The organism is Helicobacter pylori (assembly GCF_011140715.1).
GTDB lineage: Bacteria > Campylobacterota > Campylobacteria > Campylobacterales > Helicobacteraceae > Helicobacter > Helicobacter pylori_DA.
Genome location: NZ_SFZZ01000082.1, coordinates 1 through 18,607, shown reverse-complemented (window position 1 = coordinate 18,607; position 18,607 = coordinate 1). Strand labels below are relative to the sequence as shown.

At 38.6% G+C, this 18,607-nt stretch carries 23 protein-coding genes and 1 tRNA gene; 15 read left to right on the top strand and 9 right to left on the bottom strand.

Going from position 1 to position 18,607, the window contains the following annotated elements; genetic code table 11:
- Positions 1 to 47: 47 nt before the first annotated feature.
- From babA to EWZ81_RS08050, 6 genes are all read right to left on the bottom strand, one after another.
- Positions 48 to 2,225: a Hop family adhesin BabA gene (gene babA / locus EWZ81_RS08075; RefSeq protein ID WP_165549610.1), complete on the bottom strand. Its 2,178-nt coding sequence runs from the start codon at positions 2,223 to 2,225 to the stop codon at positions 48 to 50.
- 309 nt (positions 2,226 to 2,534) lie between these two features.
- Complete coding sequence (locus EWZ81_RS08070) at positions 2,535 to 3,290, bottom strand: HugZ family heme oxygenase (RefSeq protein WP_165549609.1); 756 nt, start codon at positions 3,288 to 3,290, stop codon at positions 2,535 to 2,537.
- Positions 3,291 to 3,350: 60 nt separating this feature from the next.
- The gene (argS, locus tag EWZ81_RS08065; RefSeq protein ID WP_165549608.1) at positions 3,351 to 4,976 is read right to left on the bottom strand and encodes an arginine--tRNA ligase; all 1,626 of its coding nucleotides are present in this window, start codon (positions 4,974 to 4,976) and stop codon (positions 3,351 to 3,353) included.
- A gap of 2 nt (positions 4,977 to 4,978) precedes the next feature.
- Positions 4,979 to 5,218, bottom strand: coding sequence for a twin-arginine translocase TatA/TatE family subunit (locus tag EWZ81_RS08060; RefSeq protein WP_000508577.1), 240 nt, complete (start codon positions 5,216 to 5,218; stop codon positions 4,979 to 4,981).
- Positions 5,219 to 5,287: 69 nt separating this feature from the next.
- The gene (gene gmk / locus EWZ81_RS08055; RefSeq protein WP_000551229.1) at positions 5,288 to 5,908 is read right to left on the bottom strand and encodes a guanylate kinase; all 621 of its coding nucleotides are present in this window, start codon (positions 5,906 to 5,908) and stop codon (positions 5,288 to 5,290) included.
- Positions 5,901 to 7,265 (bottom strand): putative sodium/potassium/calcium exchanger, encoded by a 1,365-nt coding sequence (locus tag EWZ81_RS08050; protein WP_165549607.1) that lies wholly within the window; start codon positions 7,263 to 7,265, stop codon positions 5,901 to 5,903. The genes gmk and EWZ81_RS08050 overlap by 8 nt, the downstream gene beginning before the upstream one ends.
- 141 nt (positions 7,266 to 7,406) lie before the next feature.
- Here EWZ81_RS08050 and EWZ81_RS08045 point away from each other — a divergent pair, with 141 nt between their 5' ends.
- Positions 7,407 to 7,949 carry a phospholipase D-like domain-containing protein gene (locus tag EWZ81_RS08045; protein ID WP_165549606.1) on the top strand — a complete coding sequence of 181 codons (543 nt, stop codon included), beginning with the start codon at positions 7,407 to 7,409 and terminating at the stop codon, positions 7,947 to 7,949.
- 7 nt (positions 7,950 to 7,956) lie between these two features.
- On the opposite strand, the gene EWZ81_RS08040 is transcribed toward EWZ81_RS08045, so the two are convergent.
- Positions 7,957 to 8,694, bottom strand: coding sequence for an outer membrane protein (locus EWZ81_RS08040; protein ID WP_165549605.1), 738 nt, complete (start codon positions 8,692 to 8,694; stop codon positions 7,957 to 7,959).
- 140 nt (positions 8,695 to 8,834) lie between these two features.
- Here EWZ81_RS08040 and flgH point away from each other — a divergent pair, with 140 nt between their 5' ends.
- From flgH to pseH, 4 genes are read left to right on the top strand one after another with little or no spacing between them, the layout of a single operon-like run.
- Complete coding sequence (gene flgH, locus EWZ81_RS08035; RefSeq protein WP_015643952.1) at positions 8,835 to 9,548, top strand: flagellar basal body L-ring protein FlgH; 714 nt, start codon at positions 8,835 to 8,837, stop codon at positions 9,546 to 9,548.
- An 18-nt stretch (positions 9,549 to 9,566) separates the two neighbouring features.
- A complete protein-coding gene (gene pseF, locus EWZ81_RS08555; protein ID WP_165549604.1) occupies positions 9,567 to 10,256 on the top strand; it encodes a pseudaminic acid cytidylyltransferase in 690 nt (229 codons plus the stop codon).
- Positions 10,247 to 11,119 carry a CMP-N-acetylneuraminic acid synthetase gene (locus tag EWZ81_RS08550; protein ID WP_240146761.1) on the top strand — a complete coding sequence of 291 codons (873 nt, stop codon included), beginning with the start codon at positions 10,247 to 10,249 and terminating at the stop codon, positions 11,117 to 11,119. The genes pseF and EWZ81_RS08550 overlap by 10 nt, the downstream gene beginning before the upstream one ends.
- The gene (gene pseH / locus EWZ81_RS08020; RefSeq protein ID WP_120808837.1) at positions 11,116 to 11,658 is read left to right on the top strand and encodes a UDP-4-amino-4,6-dideoxy-N-acetyl-beta-L-altrosamine N-acetyltransferase; all 543 of its coding nucleotides are present in this window, start codon (positions 11,116 to 11,118) and stop codon (positions 11,656 to 11,658) included. The genes EWZ81_RS08550 and pseH overlap by 4 nt, the downstream gene beginning before the upstream one ends.
- On the opposite strand, the gene EWZ81_RS08015 is transcribed toward pseH, so the two are convergent.
- Both EWZ81_RS08015 and EWZ81_RS08010 read right to left on the bottom strand, forming a co-directional pair.
- Positions 11,591 to 12,529 (bottom strand): tetraacyldisaccharide 4'-kinase, encoded by a 939-nt coding sequence (locus EWZ81_RS08015; RefSeq protein ID WP_165549603.1) that lies wholly within the window; start codon positions 12,527 to 12,529, stop codon positions 11,591 to 11,593. The two genes, pseH and EWZ81_RS08015, sit on opposite strands and share 68 nt — an antisense overlap.
- A 6-nt stretch (positions 12,530 to 12,535) precedes the next feature.
- Positions 12,536 to 13,318 carry an NAD+ synthase gene (locus tag EWZ81_RS08010; RefSeq protein WP_165549602.1) on the bottom strand — a complete coding sequence of 261 codons (783 nt, stop codon included), beginning with the start codon at positions 13,316 to 13,318 and terminating at the stop codon, positions 12,536 to 12,538.
- Between the two features lie 84 nt (positions 13,319 to 13,402).
- Between EWZ81_RS08010 and EWZ81_RS08005 the strand changes: the two genes are divergently transcribed.
- The 10 genes from EWZ81_RS08005 (at position 13,403) to EWZ81_RS07965 (ending at position 18,502) form a co-directional block, all read left to right on the top strand.
- A tRNA-Arg gene (locus tag EWZ81_RS08005) sits at positions 13,403 to 13,479 on the top strand.
- A gap of 87 nt (positions 13,480 to 13,566) precedes the next feature.
- On the top strand, positions 13,567 to 14,559 hold the full coding sequence (ilvC, locus tag EWZ81_RS08000; RefSeq protein WP_165549601.1) for a ketol-acid reductoisomerase: 993 nt from the start codon (positions 13,567 to 13,569) through the stop codon (positions 14,557 to 14,559).
- A gap of 23 nt (positions 14,560 to 14,582) precedes the next feature.
- On the top strand, positions 14,583 to 15,389 hold the full coding sequence (gene minD / locus EWZ81_RS07995; RefSeq protein ID WP_001019104.1) for a septum site-determining protein MinD: 807 nt from the start codon (positions 14,583 to 14,585) through the stop codon (positions 15,387 to 15,389).
- Positions 15,386 to 15,619 carry a cell division topological specificity factor MinE gene (gene minE / locus EWZ81_RS07990; RefSeq protein WP_165549600.1) on the top strand — a complete coding sequence of 78 codons (234 nt, stop codon included), beginning with the start codon at positions 15,386 to 15,388 and terminating at the stop codon, positions 15,617 to 15,619. Before minD ends, minE begins: the two co-directional genes overlap by 4 nt.
- A 14-nt stretch (positions 15,620 to 15,633) precedes the next feature.
- Positions 15,634 to 16,434 (top strand): DNA-processing protein DprA, encoded by an 801-nt coding sequence (gene dprA, locus EWZ81_RS07985; RefSeq protein ID WP_165549599.1) that lies wholly within the window; start codon positions 15,634 to 15,636, stop codon positions 16,432 to 16,434.
- Positions 16,431 to 16,835, top strand: coding sequence for a Holliday junction resolvase RuvX (gene ruvX, locus EWZ81_RS07980; protein ID WP_165549598.1), 405 nt, complete (start codon positions 16,431 to 16,433; stop codon positions 16,833 to 16,835). The genes dprA and ruvX overlap by 4 nt, the downstream gene beginning before the upstream one ends.
- 58 nt (positions 16,836 to 16,893) lie before the next feature.
- Entirely contained in the window at positions 16,894 to 17,355 is a 462-nt protein-coding gene (locus EWZ81_RS07975) for a tetratricopeptide repeat protein (protein WP_524537613.1), read from the top strand.
- The gene (locus tag EWZ81_RS08775; RefSeq protein ID WP_524537612.1) at positions 17,301 to 17,429 is read left to right on the top strand and encodes an SEL1-like repeat protein; all 129 of its coding nucleotides are present in this window, start codon (positions 17,301 to 17,303) and stop codon (positions 17,427 to 17,429) included. The genes EWZ81_RS07975 and EWZ81_RS08775 overlap by 55 nt, the downstream gene beginning before the upstream one ends.
- Positions 17,430 to 17,619: 190 nt before the next feature.
- A complete protein-coding gene (locus EWZ81_RS07970) occupies positions 17,620 to 17,958 on the top strand; it encodes a hypothetical protein (RefSeq protein WP_000699881.1) in 339 nt (112 codons plus the stop codon).
- Positions 17,942 to 18,502 (top strand): hypothetical protein, encoded by a 561-nt coding sequence (locus EWZ81_RS07965; protein ID WP_165549597.1) that lies wholly within the window; start codon positions 17,942 to 17,944, stop codon positions 18,500 to 18,502. The genes EWZ81_RS07970 and EWZ81_RS07965 overlap by 17 nt, the downstream gene beginning before the upstream one ends.
- Positions 18,503 to 18,607: the final 105 nt, after the last annotated feature.

The following is an 18,607-nucleotide window of genomic DNA, read 5'->3' as shown; positions in this document are numbered from 1 at the left end:
CCCCAAAAAAGAGGGTTAAAAAAGGGGGTTCCACAAAGGGCTAAATGTCAATAAGCGAACACGTAATTCAAATACACGCTATAGAGTCTGCGGTATTTGAGTTCAGCCCCCATAAAGGAATAATAGTTCGTGTTAATGGTGGGGATTTTAAGCCCTAACTCAATCCCATGCTGAGCCGCATGATCGCTGCCTTTTTTCTTGGGTCTGGCTAAATTCATCCTCACTCCCATGTTGAATAAGAATTGGAAATTCGCCACGTTCATTTTAGCGTTATAGACATTATTCACGGTGGCTAAGTTCACGTATTCAGAATTAAGCCATGAAGTGCCCGCTAACGCAATCCCACCAAAAAGCCCCACTGAGAGCTTGTTGTTTTTGCCTAAAAAGTTAGTGGCTTTATCGTTGATGAAGTTATAAAGCGCATCCGCTCCAAAGCCATAAGTCCACACATCAGAAGCCGAGTTGAAAAAGCTGGATTTGATGAACGCATGGTTGTAATCAAAAAAGCCGTAATACCTAGCGCCCCATTTCCTTTTTTGCCCAAAGAATTGTTTGTAACCCACCTGAATACCGATCCCATTCATGGCACCATTGTTGGTTTGAGAACTGACAATTCCCATTTTCCTAAAAGGGTTACGACCTAACTCTTGGTTGATGGTTTGGATTTGGTTGTAAGCGTTTTGATTCAAGTAGTAATTGGTCTCTATGCCTTGCGGGCTATAGGGGTTATTCTTTTTGCTCACCGCATTTTGCAAGCTTTGCGCGTTAGGGATGCTAGAGAGCGCGGTGGTGATGCTGTTATAAGTGTTGCCCAATTCATTGTATCGGGATTTGAAATTCACCAAAGTGTCAGCGATGTTTTCGGCTTGCTGTATTTGCTGTTCTTGAGTGCCAAAATGGGCGATGCTGTTTTCTAAATTCGTTATGGTTTGTTCCACATAGGCGCAACCAGAAGCGAAAGTTTGAGTGGTAACTGTGCCAGGAGTTGAACCTTGTGTGCCACCAGTGCCAGCTGTTGAGGGGTTGTTGCATGTGGCTAAAAAGTTTTTAACAAAATTTTGAAAATTCCCGCTAAGATTTTCAGGGTTAATGGCTTGCCCCACTTGATGGGCTAAAGTAAGCATTTTGGCTTGAGCGCTAGCGTTAGCGAGCATGCCTTGCGCGAAGCTAGCGTCTGTGAAAGGGTTGAAAGGCTTATTGCTTTCGCCTACCGGGTTTGATTGGCTGTTAGCATTAATGGCGTTCGTTTGATTGACAAGCTCTTGCGCGTCTGTGATCATCTTTTGGATCGCGCTGATTTCGTCTTTAAAAACGCACAAACCCCCTGAAGTCGGATTCATCTGTGGGCCACCACTTCGATTAGTTACATTAAACCATGGGCATGCTGTATTGATGGTGTTAATGAGCGTGCTCGCTTGCGCTAAGAGCGCTTGAGCGCTATCAGGCACTCCGTCCAACTTGTTGGTGATTTCGGTGTAGGAGACATGTTGTGTATTACCTGATGCGTTCCAATTAACGACTTTTGAACTGATCGTGGTGGTTACGCTTTTGCCGTCTATGGTTTGGGTTTCAGTCTTGGTTCCGCCATTTCTATTGTCTTTTCTATTGTCTTTTAACGCATCGCAGTTAGTATTCCCTTTCCCTGAGCATGTGTAGGTATAGGTTACTTCTTTGAGCGTCCCATCGTTTTGTTTGAGTGCGGGTAAGCCTTGTTTTAAAGCCGCTTGGAGGATTTGATAGGCTTCGTTAAGCTTTTTCATGTTATCAATACTCATAACCCCCTGAACTCCAATTCCCAGATTGTTATAACCGCAAGTGATGGAAGTGGATCGATACCCTGGCTCGTTGTTGAAGATGGTTGTTGAAGAGGTGCTTTTTTGATCACCATTACCCCCGCATTGCGTAGCATAGCCTAAGACATTCCAAAACCCCACCGCCGCATTGATCGCTAAAAGCACGGCTTGATAGGCCGGGGAATTTTTGGTATCGCCAATCAAGTTCTTCGCGCTCGCGCCCAAGTTTTCACGCACCGCATTGATCGCGCTCGGATCAGCGGATAATTTGATAAGGGTGTTTAGGGTGCTGTATCGGGTCAAAAGGTTGTTCAAGCTTTCATAACGATCTGAAAGATCTTGAATGCCTTTGGTGTTTTTCACCATTTGAGCGGCCTCACCGATTTGATAGCCTGCGCTTGTGTAAAAGCCGTCGTCTTCAGCGTGGAGCAAAAACGAGAGAGAGAGAGAGAGAGTAAAAGGGTTTTTTTCATCATATTCTCCTTTTTTGAAATGAGTGTTTTAATGTATTAAACATGGGGTGTATTATAGCATGAAAGCGTTTTTTTTTTTTTTATCATTTTGAGAAAATTTTATGATTTTTTTGCTTTTTGATGCTTTTTGTGGTGCTTTTTGTTTGGTGTTAGCCTAATAAAAAGGCTTTTAGCATTTTTTAAGATTAAATAGTAAAGAACTTGATTTTGCCATAACCTCTTTAAAAAGCACTCTTTTGGGGCGTTTGCCCCTTATGGGTGAGAAAGTTTATTTCTTGTGAGCGAAATTGTGTGGGTTGCCTTTATCCCCAACATAAGCGATTTTGTCGCCTAAAATGTCATAAGCTTGGCCAAAGCCTTTCACAAAACGCCCTTCTTTGAAATCCAATGCGATCAAATGGAAATCTTGCATGGTGCGAATGGTTTTAATGCCCCCAGCGCCGCCGGTTTTTTCAATGAAAGAATCAAACGCTTTGTCAAACTCCGCCCCTCTTTCAATAAAACGAGCGTTGGTTTTATAACGCAAGCGTTTTCTCAAAATAGCTGATTTAGCCTTGCTTTCGTCTTCTAAAAACATCACTTCCACATTGTGGGGGTTGTGTTTAAGGCCGGCAAAATGTTCAGCCACTTCGCTCACATAAATGTAGTATTGTTTGCCATCTGTCATTAAGGGCGCATAAGAGCATACCACATGCCCATTAGGGTGTAAGGTCGCTAAACAAATAGAATCAAAGCTCTCTCTAAAGGCTTTAACTTCTTCTTCCACGCCTTTTAAATCGTGGGTTTTTTCTACGCTTTGGCACAATTCAATGATTGCGTTTTTGTAGTCTTTAGGGTCTTTAACTTCGTGGTTAAATTCAATCCTTAAGGTTTGATTGTGGTTATAGCCAATCACAATGCCTTGAGGATCCACGCTTTTAAAGGCGACATTTTCAGCGTGATGGACTTGCCCAAACTTTTTCAACAAACCTTTCATGTCTTCTACATGGTGAGCGTTCATGTGTTCTATAATACGATTAAGCATAATATTCTCCTTAATTTCAAAAAATAAGGGGAATGTTATAACAAAAAATTAAATATTAGCTTAATCTTTAGCAGAAATTTTGGTTTTTATTTCTATGCCTAAAAGTTTGAAAGCGTTGCTTAAACTCAAGCTCACCATTAAACAAATTTTTAAAAGCTCTTTAGCTTTAGGGGTGTCTAAGATTTTGCCAGCGTTATAGAAGCGGTGGAATTCTGAGGCGAGAGTTTTTGCGTATTCGCACATTTTTTGCAAGCCGTATTCTTCAAAAGAAGATTCAATGATTTTAGGCAAGCTTAAAGCGCTAAAAAGCAGGTATTTTTCTTCAGCGTTCAAATTGGTTAAAGGGGTTTGTAAAATTTCTTCTTTAGAAAAGGGCGATTTTTCTAGCATGGTGTGGATGCGCGAATTAGCGTAATGGATATAGTAAATAGGGTTTGAGCTGTCTTGCTTTTTTAAAGTATTGACATCAAATTCTAAATGCGTGTCAAGCCGTTTGCTTAAAAAAATAAATCTTAAAGCGTCTTTGCCCACATCATCAATCACATCTTTAATCAAAATGAAATTACCCGCTCTTTTACTCATCTTGTAAGGCTCGTTATCTTTGAGCAAGCGCACCATTTGAGCGAGCAAGACTTCAAGCTTGTTGGAATCATAGCCCAAAAACTCAAGGCTGGCTTTCACTCTAGCGATATAACCGTGGTGGTCTGCCCCCCAAATGTTGATATACTTGGTGTAGTTTTGCTTGAATTTTTCATCATGATAGACAATATCGCCCGCTAAATAAGTGTAGCTCTTGTCTTCTTTAATAAGCACCCGATCGCTTTCATCATGATAGAGTGAAGATTTGAGCCAGATTTTAGAATCCTTTTCATAAAGGGCGTTCGCTTTTTCTAATCGTTCAAACACCGCATCTTTATGTTTAAAAATTTCTCTTTCGCTCGCATAAGAATCAAAATGAATGCCTAAAGCGTCTAAATTATCCTTAATTTCTAAAAGCATCAAATCTTTAGCATAGCCGCTTAAAACTTCAATAATAGTTTCTTCGTTTTCTTTAAAAAGGCTTGGCTCTAAATCGTTGTTCGCCTTTTTAGCGATTTCAATGATGTATTCGCCCTTGTAGAAGACTTCCGGGTAAGTTACGCTTTCTCTTAAAACATGCTCTCTGTAAGCGAGCCATACAGAAAGCCCTAGCAAGCGGATTTGAGATCCCATGTCATTGACATAATATTCGCACAAAACTTCATGCCCTAAAAAGCGAGCGATTTTAGCCAAGCTGTCGCCAAACACCGCCCCTCTAGCATGCCCTATGTGTAAAGGCCCCGTGGGGTTAGCGCTCACAAATTCTAAAAAGATTTTTTGAGAACGCTCGCTTTTAGGTTGAGAGCCAAATTTTTCTTTTAATTCTAAAGCCTTTTGGGTGAAACGCTCTAAAAAATCTAAAGAAAGCGTGAAATTGATATAGCCCTTACAAGCCACTACGCTGTCAAAAAGCCCTTGAGTTTTTTCATGCGTGCTGATTTTAAGGGCTAATTCTTCAGCGATAACTAAGGGCGATTTTTTAAAAATTTTGGCAAGATTGAAAGCAATGGGCGTAGCGTAATGCCCATGCTCTCTGTCTTTAGGGTATTCAATAATGACTTCTTCTTCTAAAATCTCTTCTAAAACGCCCTTAATGAGAGTGTGCATGTTTAACTTTCTTGTTTGCTTTTAATCTCGCTAGTTTCATGCACCTTAGTTTGCGCTGCTTGAGCGTCTAGGGTTTTTGGCTCGTTTTTAGCCTCTTCTTCATCATCTTTCACGGCTTTTTTGAAATTTTTAATCCCACTGCCTAAACCCTTAGCCAACTCTGGGATCTTTTTAGCCCCAAATAACAACACAATCACTAATAAAACAATGACCCAATGCCATATGCTTGTGAATCCACCCATATTTTACTCCTTAAACTATTGGTTGGTTTTCTTTGAATTATAGCTTTTTTAAAAAATAATTGATAGGTTTTATAAGGATTCGTTTTTCCAAGCCTTGCATATTTTTTCAAAATTAAACGCTTTTAAGCGATGGACTAAAGTTTTTGCGATGCTTAAGATGATTTCTTTGGATTTTTCCAAATCTTCATTGATGATGAGGTAATCAAAGCTCTCCAAGCACTGCATTTCTTTATAAGCGTTGATCAAGCGTTTTTCTATCGTCTCTTTAGAATCTGTCCCCCTTAAAAGCAAGCGCTCTTTTAAAATCTCTTGGTTTTTGGTGCTAATAAACACAGAACATGCGTTGGGGTAATGCTTTTTAAGGATCTCATGCCCTTGCACGTCAATATCAAAAATGACGATTTTGCCCTCTTTTAAGGCTTTTTCTACAGGGATTTTAGAAGTGCCATAATAGTGGTTATGCACGATCGCCCATTCTAAAAACTGCCCTTTTTCTATGCCTTGTTTGAATTCTTCTTCGCTGACAAAATTGTAATGCAAGCCATCAACTTCGCCCTCTCTGGGTTTCCTCGTGGTGGTGGAAAGGGAAAAATGGGTTTTTGGGATTTTTTCTTGCAAATACTTTGTAAGGGTGCTTTTACCCGCTCCGCTAGGGCCTGAAAGGATGAGTAAATTAAAATCATTATGCATCAGGTTTTTTATCCTCTAAAGTGATTTTAATGCTTAAGGTTTTGTTTTCTAAAAGGTTTTTTAAGGACTCTTGATTCAGGCTTTTTAATAAATCCTGCAAATTCAAGCGCAATTCTAGGGGGCTGGAAGCTTTATCGCTTCCTTCTTTTTCTTGCGGGGTTTTGATAACGCTCTCTTTAGGGGCTTCTGTTTCGTTCTCATTATTAGGAATTTTTGCAACAGCTTCATTCAAAAAGGGCAATGCTTCCCCCATCGCTTGAGCCATCACCGGCTCAGGAATGTCTTCAATGCTTTCGTAATGGTCTTCTTGGGGTTTTTCATCTTGGGTTTGTGGCGTTTCTTTTTCTTGGGTTTCTTCTTGCGGGGTTTCTTTTTCTTGCGCTTGGAGGATTTCTACATCTTGTGGTGTTTCTGCGATTTCTTGTTTTTCTAATTCTTGTGCTTGGGTTTCTTGGAGAGCTTCTGCGCTTTCTTGCGTTTTTTCTTTAGGAATTTCTAATTCTTGCGCTTGGGTTTTTTCGGTAACAACTTCTTGGATTTTCTGCGTTTCTTCTTTATTCTCTTGGCCGTTAGAGTTTTCTTGGATTTCCTTGACTAATTCTTGCATGGCTTCTAATTCTTGTGCGCTTGGGGAATCTTGTATTTCTTCTTGTTTTTCCTCTTTAATTTCTTGCGTTTCTTCTTTGATTGGCTCTTGTTCTTGCGTTTCTTCTTTGATCTCTTCCTTAACTTGTTCTTGCGTTTCCAACTCTTTAGAAACTTCTTCATCTTTAGGGGTTTCACCCTCTTGCGTTTCATCATCTTTAGGCTTTTCTTCTTTTTGGGGCGTTTCTTTAACCTCTTCTTTTTCTTCTTGTGCATCTAAAGTGGGGAGCAATTGCTCTTCATTGTTAGGCTCTTCTTGCACTAGGGCTTCTAAATCGCCTAAATTTTCTAATTCGTCCCAATTGGTTTCTAAAATTTCTTGAGTTGGATCTAAATTCTGGCTAGGCTCTAGCTCGTTTATGTTAGAACCAAGCTTTTTTTGAAGGATTTTTAAAATTTCAGTGGGTAAAAAAGGTTTTTTGATTTTCATCTCAAATCCCTCTAAAAAGGGCTGCGCTTCATTGCCTTTTTTATACATGCACACGCTGTTTTTATTTTGAGAGATGATCTCTTTTAACTCTAGCCAATCCACTTGATCTAGTTTTTCCAAACATTCATCATCGGCTATCAAAAGCCATTCTGGATCTTTTTTAAGGCGTGCGGATAACTCTTGATAGTGGTTAAAATTTTCTATAGATAATTCTAATTTCTTAGAAACACTCTCAAGCAGCTTTTCAATCATGGGGTTTTGGTTGAATAGAATCATTTTCATTTTAGGGACTCCTTATTTGATAAGAAACGCTTCTTTAAGCCTATCCATTTTATCGCTTTTTTTAAATCTTTTATTATAATCAAAAATCCACTTGGTTGGTTGTTTTTATCATAGAGTGTAGTTTAAAATAAGGATCATTTGATGTTAAACAAATTGAAAAAGATCGTTGGCGTGGGTGTGTTAGTGGGCTGTTTAGGGGTTTTGCAAGCTAAAAACAGCTTATTTGTCTTACCTTATGAGCAAAGAGACGCTCTCAATTCTTTAGTTTCTGGCATCAGTAACGCCAGAGAGAGCGTGAAAATCGCTATCTATAGTTTCACGCACAGAGATATCGCCAGAGCGATTAAAAGCGTAGCGAGTAGGGGGATTAAGGTGCAAATCATTTATGATTATGAAAGCAATCACAATAACAAGCAATCCACTATCGGCTATTTAGATAAATACCCTAACACGAAAGTGTGCTTATTAAAGGGGCTTAAGGCTAAAAACGGGAATTATTACGGCATCATGCACCAAAAAGTAGCGATCATTGATGATAAAATCGTGTTTTTAGGCTCAGCGAATTGGAGCAAAAACGCTTTTGAAAACAATTATGAAGTGCTTCTAAAAACCGATGACACAGAGACGATTCTCAAAGCCAAGAGTTATTATCAAAAGATGCTAGAAAGTTGCGTTGGGTTTTAAAAGCCCTTTAGAAGTGGTAATTATACCCCACATAAAAGGCAAAAACCCTACGCATTTGAACCCTGAGTGCGTCGGTGGTGTAGTATTTGTTGTTAAGAGTGGGGAATTTAAACCCGATTTCAAATTCATGTTCATCTACGAATAAAGCTTTGAAACCAAAGTTAAAGAGGAATTGAAAAGAGGTGTTATCAACCCTACTACTATTAGTGATGCCTAATAATTCCTGCCCTTTATTGCCAATATACCAGCTATTACCAGCAATCGCAATCCCTCCAAAAACGCCAATATCCACGCCAATATCATCTTGATAAAAACTCCCTTGGAAGAAATTCCATATCGCATCCACGCCCACGCCATAAGTGATCATGTTGTTGCCCCCATAATAGCCTTTAGGGTATCTCATGCCATAGCCTTGCCAATCTAAAAAAGCAAAATAGCGCAAACCCAAGACTTTATCCGGATGGAAAAAGTGGTTATAGCCCATGACTAAGCCAATCCCATTAGAACCCATGTTAGTGAGTTTTTTAACGCTATTAATGCTAGTCATTACATTGGTGTAACCGGTTTGATAGCTAGTCACTTCTCTAACTTCGTGAATATCAGTCATTAAATTGATAGAACCTGTTTGGTAATTGACTCCCATATACAAATTTTTCGTCCAAGAAGGCGCTGCGCTTTCTTCTTTAGCTATTAAGGCGTGTGTCAGCAAGCTTGCACCAACTAACATTTTTAACAAGGTTCTCAATTTTATCTCCTGCATAGTAAGTTTCATTATAAAGATCTTAAAGATCTAAATTTTACAACAACTTGCTCAAAATTAAGCATTTATTCTTTATAAGAGAGTATAATCTAGAGCTTAAAATAACTCAAAAGTAAGGCTAGTGGATGAAAAAGGTGCTTTATTTAGGGGCTGTTGCGTTTAGCGTTGCATTCAGCATGGCATCAGCCAATGAGCCAAAAATTGATTTTAACCCTCCCAATTATGTAGAAGAAACCCCCTCTAAAGAATTTATCCCTGAATTGAACAAGTTGGGGAGTTTGTTTGGGCAAGGCGAACGCCCTTTATTTGCGGACAGGAGAGCGATGAAGCCTAACGATTTGATCACAATCATTGTTTCTGAAAAAGCGAGCGCGAATTATTCCAGCTCTAAAGATTATAAAAGCGCTTCAGGGGGTAATTCCACGCCTCCAAGACTCACTTATAACGGGCTAGATGAAAGAAAGAAACAAGAAGCGCAGTATTTAGATGATAAGAATAATTACAATTTCACCAAATCCAGCAATAACACGAATTTTAAAGGCGGTGGCTCGCAAAAAAAGAGCGAAGATTTAGAGATTGTGTTGAGCGCTCGAATCATTAAAGTGCTAGAAAACGGGAATTATTTCATCTATGGGAATAAGGAAGTGCTAGTGGATGGGGAAAAGCAAATCCTCAAGGTGAGCGGGGTGATCCGCCCTTATGATATTGAAAGGAATAACACTATCCAATCCAAGTTTTTAGCCGACGCTAAGATTGAATACACGAATTTAGGGCATTTGAGCGATTCCAATAAAAAGAAATTCGCTGCTGATGCGATGGAAACCCAAATGCCTTATTAATAAAGAGCAAAGCCTAGCATGAGAGCGATCGCTATTGTTTTAGCCAGAAGTTCCAGTAAAAGGATCAAGAATAAAAATATTATTGATTTTTTCAATAAACCCATGCTCGCTTACCCTATTGAAACAGCACTAAATTCCAAGCTCTTTGAAAAGGTGTTTATCTCTAGCGACAGCATGGAGTATGTGAATTTAGCTAAAAATTATGGGGCGAGTTTTTTGAATTTGCGCCCTAAAATTTTAGCGGACGACAGGGCCACGACTTTAGAAGTGATGGCTTATCACATGAAAGAATTAGAATTAAAAAATGATGATATTGCGTGTTGTTTGTATGGCGTTTCAGTATTTTTACAAGAAAAGCATTTACAAAACGCTTGTGAAACTTTAAAACAAAATCAAAATACGGATTATGTTTTCACATGCTCTCCCTTTAGTGCTTCGCCCTATCGTTCTTTTAGCCTTGAAAACGGCGTTCAAATGGCTTTTAAAGAGCATTCAAACACGCGCACGCAAGATTTAAAAACGCTCTATCATGACGCAGGGTTGCTTTATATGGGGAAGGCTCAAGCCTTTAAAGAAATGCGGCCTATTTTTAGTCAAAATTCTATCGCTTTAGAATTATCGCCCTTAGAAGTCCAAGATATTGACACTTTAGAAGATTTAGAATTAGCCAAGCTCAAATACAGCCGTTTGAAAAACGCATGCCAGTAAAAATTTTGTGCGATTCGTTTGTAACAAGCGGTTTAGGGCATGTGAGGCGTTGTGAAAAAATCCTTTTTTTTATAGAAAAATTAGGGGTTAAAGCGGATCTTTATTCACACAAGCAAAATAATATAAGCGCTTTTTTAGAGGGCGTTAGCAATGATGATTTTTTGATTACGGATAGCTATCGTTTAAATTCAAAGGATTTTTATCTTTTAAAAGAAAAAGCCAAAAGCCTTATGGTGATAGAAGATAAAGAGCATGCTAAGGGGTTTTACCCCAAAAACACCAAGATCATGAATTTCACGCTGAACGCCTTAAAACACTACCATCATTTATCAAAAGATTATCAGTATTATTTAGGGGTGGGGTTTTACCCTGTTGATACTCGTTTTATTTATGATCGCCCTATCAATACAGAAAATAAAGAAGTGTTGATCACTTTAGGGGAGAGCGAGCAAAAAATACTCAAAGAGATAGTCAAAATTTTAGAAAATAAGAATGTGAATTTGCACATCATTTCACCTCATGCCCCTAAAAATCCTCCAAAAAACGCGCATTATTACAGCCCTTTAAGCCCTTTAGAGTTCAGTTCTTTGATGAAATCTTGCGCCTATGCCATTAGCGCTGCTGGTCAAACTCTCTATGAATTGGCCCTTTCTCAAACGCCCTCTCTTATACTTCCTATCGCTTCTAATCAAATCATTCAAAGCCAAGAATTTGAAAATTCAGGCATATTCAAACAAACGAGTTTAAAAACTTTAGCTAGAGATTTTGAAAAATTACAAATTCAAAAAAATCAAGCCTGGGCAAAAAACCTAGCCTTTGGGAGTGAATTAGAGGGTGCATTAAGGGAGTTTTTAGAAATTTGAAAAAAAATTATTCTTATAAAAATATCCAAGCGATTGATTTTACTAATTTAAACGATGGAGAAAAATTGTTGGTTTTAGAGTTTCGTAACCACCCAAACACTGCCTTATGGATGTATAGCACTAATATTTCTTTAAAAACGCATTTGCAATTCATAGAAGATTTAAAAAATTCGCCTAGCCACCGCTATTTTTTGTTTAAAGAAGAGGGCGTTTATTTAGGGGTTGGCTCTATCACTAAAATCAATTTTTTTCATAAGCATGGGTATTTGGGGATTTATAAAAACCCTTTTTTGAAAAATAAGGGAGAAACGATTTTAAAAGCCTTAGAATGCATCGCTTTTGAAGAACTCCAATTACATTCTTTGCACTTAGAAGTGATGGAAAACAATTTCAAAGCGATCGCTTTTTATGAAAAAAACCATTATGAGTTAGAGGGGCGTTTGAAAGGCTTTATCTCTAAAGATAAGGAATTTATAGACGTTCTTTTGTATTATAAGGATAAGAAAGGATATAACGATCAATTCTCTCTAAAATTTTAGGATCAATTTCTAGTTTTAAATCCAATACGCTTAAGGGCAAGTTGCAATCTTGTAATTTGACGAGATCTTTTGAAGTAACCAATAAGGAAGTGGCGCTATTTTGATAAAACTCTTTTTCTAAAAGCTCCAAATCAAAAAGGGCATGGTCTTTAAAATACAATTTTTTAACCACTTCTTTGGGTAAAAACGCATCAAGCCTGCTAGGATTAGCGATAGCCGTTACTAAAAGCATGCGTTTGGTGGGGTGAGAAATAGAGGTGATTCTTTTATAATCCTTATCTTCGGTAATGACTAAATGGGCTTCTTTATAGCTTTTGATGCTTTCTCTATACAACCCGCTAGGCAAACAAAAAGGGTAGTAGGGGGGGACTTTAGGCTTTAAAAGCGCATTGAATTGGTTGAAATTAAACCTAAAACCATCGTCTAAAAACACGATCTTTGCCCCTAATTCAAGGGCTTTTAAAACGCCTAACTCTCTTTTTTCGCTCACAATCACGCTCGCTTGTTTTAAATTTAAGGCTAAAAGATAAGCTTCATCGCCCGCTGTTTTTTGAGGAACTAAAATATTTCCTTTAACGCTCACCACCACTAAGCCTTTAGAATCCCGTTGATACCCCCTAGAGACAACCGCCACTTCTTGGTATCTTGGAGCGATTTCTAAAATAAAGGGCGTTTTACCGCTTCCTCCGGCGATTAAGTTGCCTATACTGATAATGGGGATTTTAAAATCATGTTTTTTAGCAATTCTTCGTTTAAGGGTGGCGATGCCTTGATAGATTAAAGAAAAAGGATAGAGCGCGAAAATCAACCCCTTTTGCAAAAGAGTGGGATCATAAAAATAGCGCTCTAAAAAGGGTTTATCGCTTTTCATTTGGGGTTAAATGGGGTTAAATCGTTTGGCGATAGTGGGTAATTCTAATTTAAAAGCGTTTTTTTGGATACGGCTTGTGATGTTTTTTACTAAAATTTCATCATGGCCTAATTGGGTGAGTGTTTCTAAATGGATGGGCTTTGTTTGGAACAACGCTTCAATATCCTTCAATAAAGGGTCAATCATGCTATAAGGATAGCCTAAATCTTGTTCATCGCTTTGCCCCACAAATAAATCCGCGCTAGGGGGCTTGTTTAAAATCTTTTTAGGGATATTTAAATAATAAGCGAGTTCATAAACTTCGGTTTTAAATAATTCCCCAATCGGGTTAATCGCACACGCCAAATCCCCAAATAAAGTGCCATAGCCTAGCATCCTTTCGCTTTTATTGCTCGTGCCAATGACTAAAGAATCGCTTTTTAAAGAATAGTCGTATAAAAAAGCCATGCGTAATCTTGCGCAAAAATTCCCCTTTCTAGTAAGGCTTGCATCTTTAAAATGAGAGCCAAAAATTTTATCATAGGGAGCGATAGAATATTCTGTATAAGGGATAGAAAATTTTTCGCACAAATTTAAAGCGTCTGTTTTACTTTCTGGCATAGAGACTGAAGAGGGCATTAAAAGGGCATGGGCGTTTTCTTTAAAAACTTTTTGGCATAGCACTCCAACGACCGCACTATCTAGCCCCCCGCTCAGCCCGTAAACGACTTTTTTAAAGCCTTTTTTTTGAACTTCTTTTTCTAAAAAATCGCATAAATAAACGATGAGTTTTTGGTAATTTTTTTGCATGCCTTAAATTATAATAGAAAAAACGCATCGTTTAAGTGAAAAATTAGTTTTTCTTGCTATAATTACCGTTTCACTCCTTTAAAAGTGCTCGTAGCTCAGCTGAATAGAGCAACAGGTTGCGGTCCTGTAGGTCGGGGGTTTGAATCCCTCCGAGCACACCATTTCTTAATATTCTGCATGTTTTTAAATATTATCGCTCCCATTATGGTAAAATAAATACTTACTTAAACACGCTAGGAGATTTGATTTTGGCATTATCCGTTTATTATGATAAAGACATTGATTTAGGCGTTATCCAATCCTTACAAGTGGGCATTATTGGCTATGGCGCGCAAGGAGAAGCCCAAGCACTCAATTTGAGGGACTCTAAAGTAAAGGCGCGTATTGGCTTGTATCAAGGGAGTTTGAGCGTTTCAAAAGCAAAAGCAGAGGGTTTTGAGGTGCTAGAAGTCAAGGAATTAGTCCAACAATCGGATGTGATCATGGTATTACTCCCGGATGAATTGCATAAGGAAGTGTTAGAAAAAGAAGCGATCCCTTTTTTAAAAGAGGGGCAAATTGTGGGCTTTGCCCATGGCTTTAGCGTGCATTTCAATCAGGTTGTTCTTCCAAAAGGCGTGGGTGCAATTTTAGTCGCGCCAAAAGGGCCCGGGAGCGCTTTAAGAGAAGAATACCTTAAAAATAGGGGCTTATACCATTTGATCGCCATAGAGCAAGAAAGTTCAAAAAATAACGCTAAAGCGGTGGCTTTAAGCTATGCTAAAGCGATGGGTGGGGGGAGAATGGGGGTTTTAGAAACGAGCTTTAAAGAAGAATGCGAGAGCGATTTATTCGGCGAGCAAGCGGTTTTGTGCGGAGGGTTAGAAGCGATTGTGAGGATGGGGTTTGAAACTTTAATTAAGGCAGGATACCCTGAAGAATTAGCCTATTTTGAATGCGTGCATGAAGTGAAATTAGTAGCGGATTTATTGCATTATAAGGGGGTAGAGGGCTTAAGGAAACACATTTCTAACACCGCTGAATTTGGGGCGATTAAAGCTAGAGAGCCTATGGGAAATCTGTTAGAAAAACGCATGCAAAAAATCTTAAAAAAGATTCAAAACGGCTCATTCGCTAAAGATTTTTTACTAGAAAAGAGCTTGAATTACCCCAGGTTAAACACAGAGAGGAAAGCCCTTAAAGAGACTAAAATAGAACAAATTGGGGAAATTTTACGCGCCCCATTCAATCATAAAAAATAAATCATTAAATTAAAAGGAATCATATGGCAATAGTAGTTACTATCACTTCAGGCAAGGGGGGCGTGGGTAAAAGCACCACCACGGCTAATTTAGCGATTGGCTTGGCTGAGAGCGGTAAAAAAGTCGTAGCGGTTGATTTTGACATAGGCCTTAGGAACTTGGATATGATTTTAGGCTTAGAAAATCGCATTGTTTATGATGTGGTGGATGTGATGGAAAAAAATTGCAACCTTTCGCAGGCTTTGATCACGGATAAAAAGACGAAAAACCTTTCTTTTTTAGCGGCCTCACAAAGCAAGGATAAAAATGTTTTAGATAAGGAAAAAGTAGCGATTTTAATCAACGCTTTAAGGGCGGATTTTGACTATATTTTGATTGACTCACCGGCTGGGATTGAAAGCGGTTTTGAGCATGCGATTTTGCATGCGGACATGGCGTTAGTGGTGGTAACACCCGAAGTGAGTTCCTTAAGGGATAGCGACAGAGTGATTGGTATTATTGACGCGAAGTCTAATCGGGCCAAAAGGGGCGAAGAAGTGCATAAGCATTTGATAATCAATCGCTTAAAACCTGAATTAGTGGCAAATGGCGAGATGATTCCTATAGAAGAAGTGCTTAAGATCTTGTGCTTGCCTTTAATTGGGATCATTCCAGAAGATCACCATATTATTTCAGCGACCAATAAGGGCGAGCCGGTGATTCGCACGGACTGCGAGAGTGCGAAGGCTTACCAACGCATCACCAGACGGATTTTAGGCGAAGAAGTGGAATACGTGGAATTTAAGGCTAAAAGAGGCTTTTTTAGCGCGTTAAAAGGGATATTTTCATGAATTTTTTTGATTTTTTTAAAAACAAAGGGAGCGCGGCTACCGCAACCGATAGATTAAAATTGATTCTAGCCAAAGAGCGCACCTTAAATTTACCCTACATGGAAGAAATGCGTAAAGAAATCATTGCCATTATTCAAAAATACACTAAATCTTCAGACATCCATTTCAAAACCCTTGACAGCAACCAGAGCGTGGAAACGATTGAAGTGGAAATTATATTGCCTAAATAGTTTAATAGTTTAAAATGAAAAGCCATTTCCAATACAGCGCGCTAGAGAATATCCCTAAAGCCTTTGACATACTCAAAGACCCCCCTAAAAAACTCTATTGTGTGGGCGATACCAAGCTTTTAGAAGCGCCTTTAAAAGTGGCTATCATCGGCACAAGAAGACCCACCCCTTATAGCAAGCAACACACGATCACTCTAGCCAGAGAGCTTGCTAAAAATGGCGCGGTTATTGTGAGCGGAGGAGCGTTAGGCGTGGATATTATCGCTCAAGAAAACGCCTTACCAAAAACGATCATGCTTTCGCCTTGCAGTTTGGATTTTATCTATCCTACGAACAATCATAAAGTGATCCAAGAAATCGCGCAAAACGGCTTGATTTTAAGCGAATATGAAAAGGATTTCATGCCCATTAAAGGCTCTTTTTTAGCGAGAAACCGCCTGGTGATCGCTTTAAGCGATGCGGTGATTATCCCCCAAGCGGATTTAAAAAGCGGCTCTATGAGCAGCGCGAGATTAGCCCAAAAGTATCAAAAACCCTTATTTGTTTTGCCTCAGCGCCTGAATGAGAGCGATGGCACTAATGAGCTTTTAGAAAAAGGGCAGGCTCAAGGGATATTTAATATTCAAAATTTTATAAACACCCTTTTAAAAGACCACCATTTAAAAGAAATGCCTGAAATCAAAGACGAATTTTTAGAATATTGTGCCAAAAACCCTAGCTATGAAGAGGCGTATCTCAAATTTGGGGACAAGCTTTTAGAATACGAGCTGTTGGGTAAGATTAAACGCATCAATCATATCGTGGTGTTAGCGTGATTTTGGCATGCGATGTGGGGTTAAAACGCATTGGGATCGCTGTGCTTTTAAACGGCGTTATCTTGCCTTTAGAAGCGATTTTACGCCACAACAGGAATCAGGCCTCTAGGGATTTGAGCGATTTATTGAGGGAAAAAAACATTCAAGTGCTAGTGGTGGGCAAACCCAATGAAAGCTATGCGGACACCCACGCCCGCATTGAGCATTTTATCAAGCTTGTAGATTTTAAGGGCGAAATCGTTTTTATCAATGAAGATAACTCTAGTATAGAAGCTTATGATAATTTAGAGCATTTGGGTAAGAAAAATAAGCGGCTCGCTACCAAAGACGGCCGGTTAGACTCTTTGAGCGCTTGTAGGATTTTAGAGCGCTATTGCCAGCAGGTTTTAAAAAATCATTAGATCTGATTGTAATTTGATTATAATAAAGTCTAAATTTTTTAATAAAGAGAGAAGCGTCATGTTAGAAAGTTTCAAAAAGGCTATTTTTAGGGTTTTATGCTTGGGTTGTGTGTTTATTGGGGGGGGGTTAATGGCAGAGCCAAACCCTGAAGAGCTTGTTGATTTGGGTATGCTGAGTTATGACAAGCAAGATTTTTCTAAAGCTAGGAAGTATTTTGAGAAAGCATGCGAGTTAAAAGATGGTGGGGGGTGTTTTAGTTTAGGGAGACTATATTATTATGGAGAAGGAGTGGAAAAAGACTTTAAAAAAGCTTTTGCTCTGTTTGAAAAAGCATGCGATTTGAATAATGGTGGGGGGTGTTTTCGTTTAGGGGTTCTATATGAATATGGTCAAGGAGTAGAAAAAGACTTAATAAAAGCCACTTACTTTTATTCTAAAGCATGCGACTTGAAAGAGAGTTTTGGGTGTGGTGCTTTAGGGTGCTGTATGAATTTGGTCAAGGGGTGGAAAAAAACTTAACAAAAGCCGCTTACTTTTACTCTAAAGCATGCAAACTAGGATTTCAAAAGACATGCGAGATACTCAAGAATTGAAATAGGGGACAAAAAGCATGCGATAGTCTCACCTAGAAACTATCCCACGAAAGCCCTATTTTAGGGGGTTAAGGTATCGCTAAAACGCCCCCTATTCTTTTAAGAAAATATTTTACTAGAGAGTTTTAATCTTTTTTTGGTATTCTTTTAGGGGTCATTAGTCTTAAAAACTCTTTAAAAACGGATAACCATGAAAATTATGCATCAAGTCAAGGATTTTTTAGATTTTTGCAAACAAACGATCCACAAAAATTCTAATGAAGCGTTTCAAAAAACCAAACGAGCGCTTTTTAAAGAAAAATCTCAAAAAATCAGGGAGCAAGCGGTTAAAATCGTTGAAAAACGCTTGGCAAAAGAGGGCATGCAACTGAGCGATTTTAATGAAGAAGAATTAAAAATCATGTTTGAAGCTGAAGAAAAAAGGTTGTTAGAGCAAATCCACGCTAAAGAATTGAAAGAAAAACAAGAAAAAACCACCAAGCATTTTAAAGAAGTTTGGGAAAAGGGCGAAAATGAGCAAGAAAAATAGCGTAATTTCTGGTTTGATGAATTTTTTTAGCGAAAAGAATGAACGCTGGCTCTTAGCCCATAGGCACACGAGAGGGTTTGTGATCGTGGCGTGGCTTTTTCGGTTTAAAAGCATTGCGTTTTCTATTTTGATCACTTTGTTGGTTATTTTAGTGGATATTTGGGTTTATAGCGATGTGCGTCAGTTCTTATTGGACACTTCTAGCTCTTTTATTTGGCTTTTAATCGCTTTACTAATCAAGTGGGGCGTGATTGTCATAAGCGCGCGTAAATGCTACCAATTCAGCCAAAAAATGTTTGCGTTAATCCAAAGAAAAAGGCAAATCAGAGAGAATTTAAAAAACCGCTCCAATCGCAAAGACGCTAAAAATTTTGAAAAACTCTCCAACATCGCCGAAGAAATCATTTCAAAAAAACAAGAAGAGTCCCGCCACAAAGAAGATTCTAATCATGAAAACCATAAAGACAAGCTTTCTAACATTACTGAAGAAATGATTCTTAAAAAACAAGAGGAATTGAAAGCCAGAAAGGATAAGGGGGATTAAAAAAGGCATACAGAAAATCTTAATCAAAAAACCCCCCCCAATAAAAATAATCAAAAAAATAATCAAAAAAATAATCAAAAAAATAATCAAAAAAATAATCAAAAA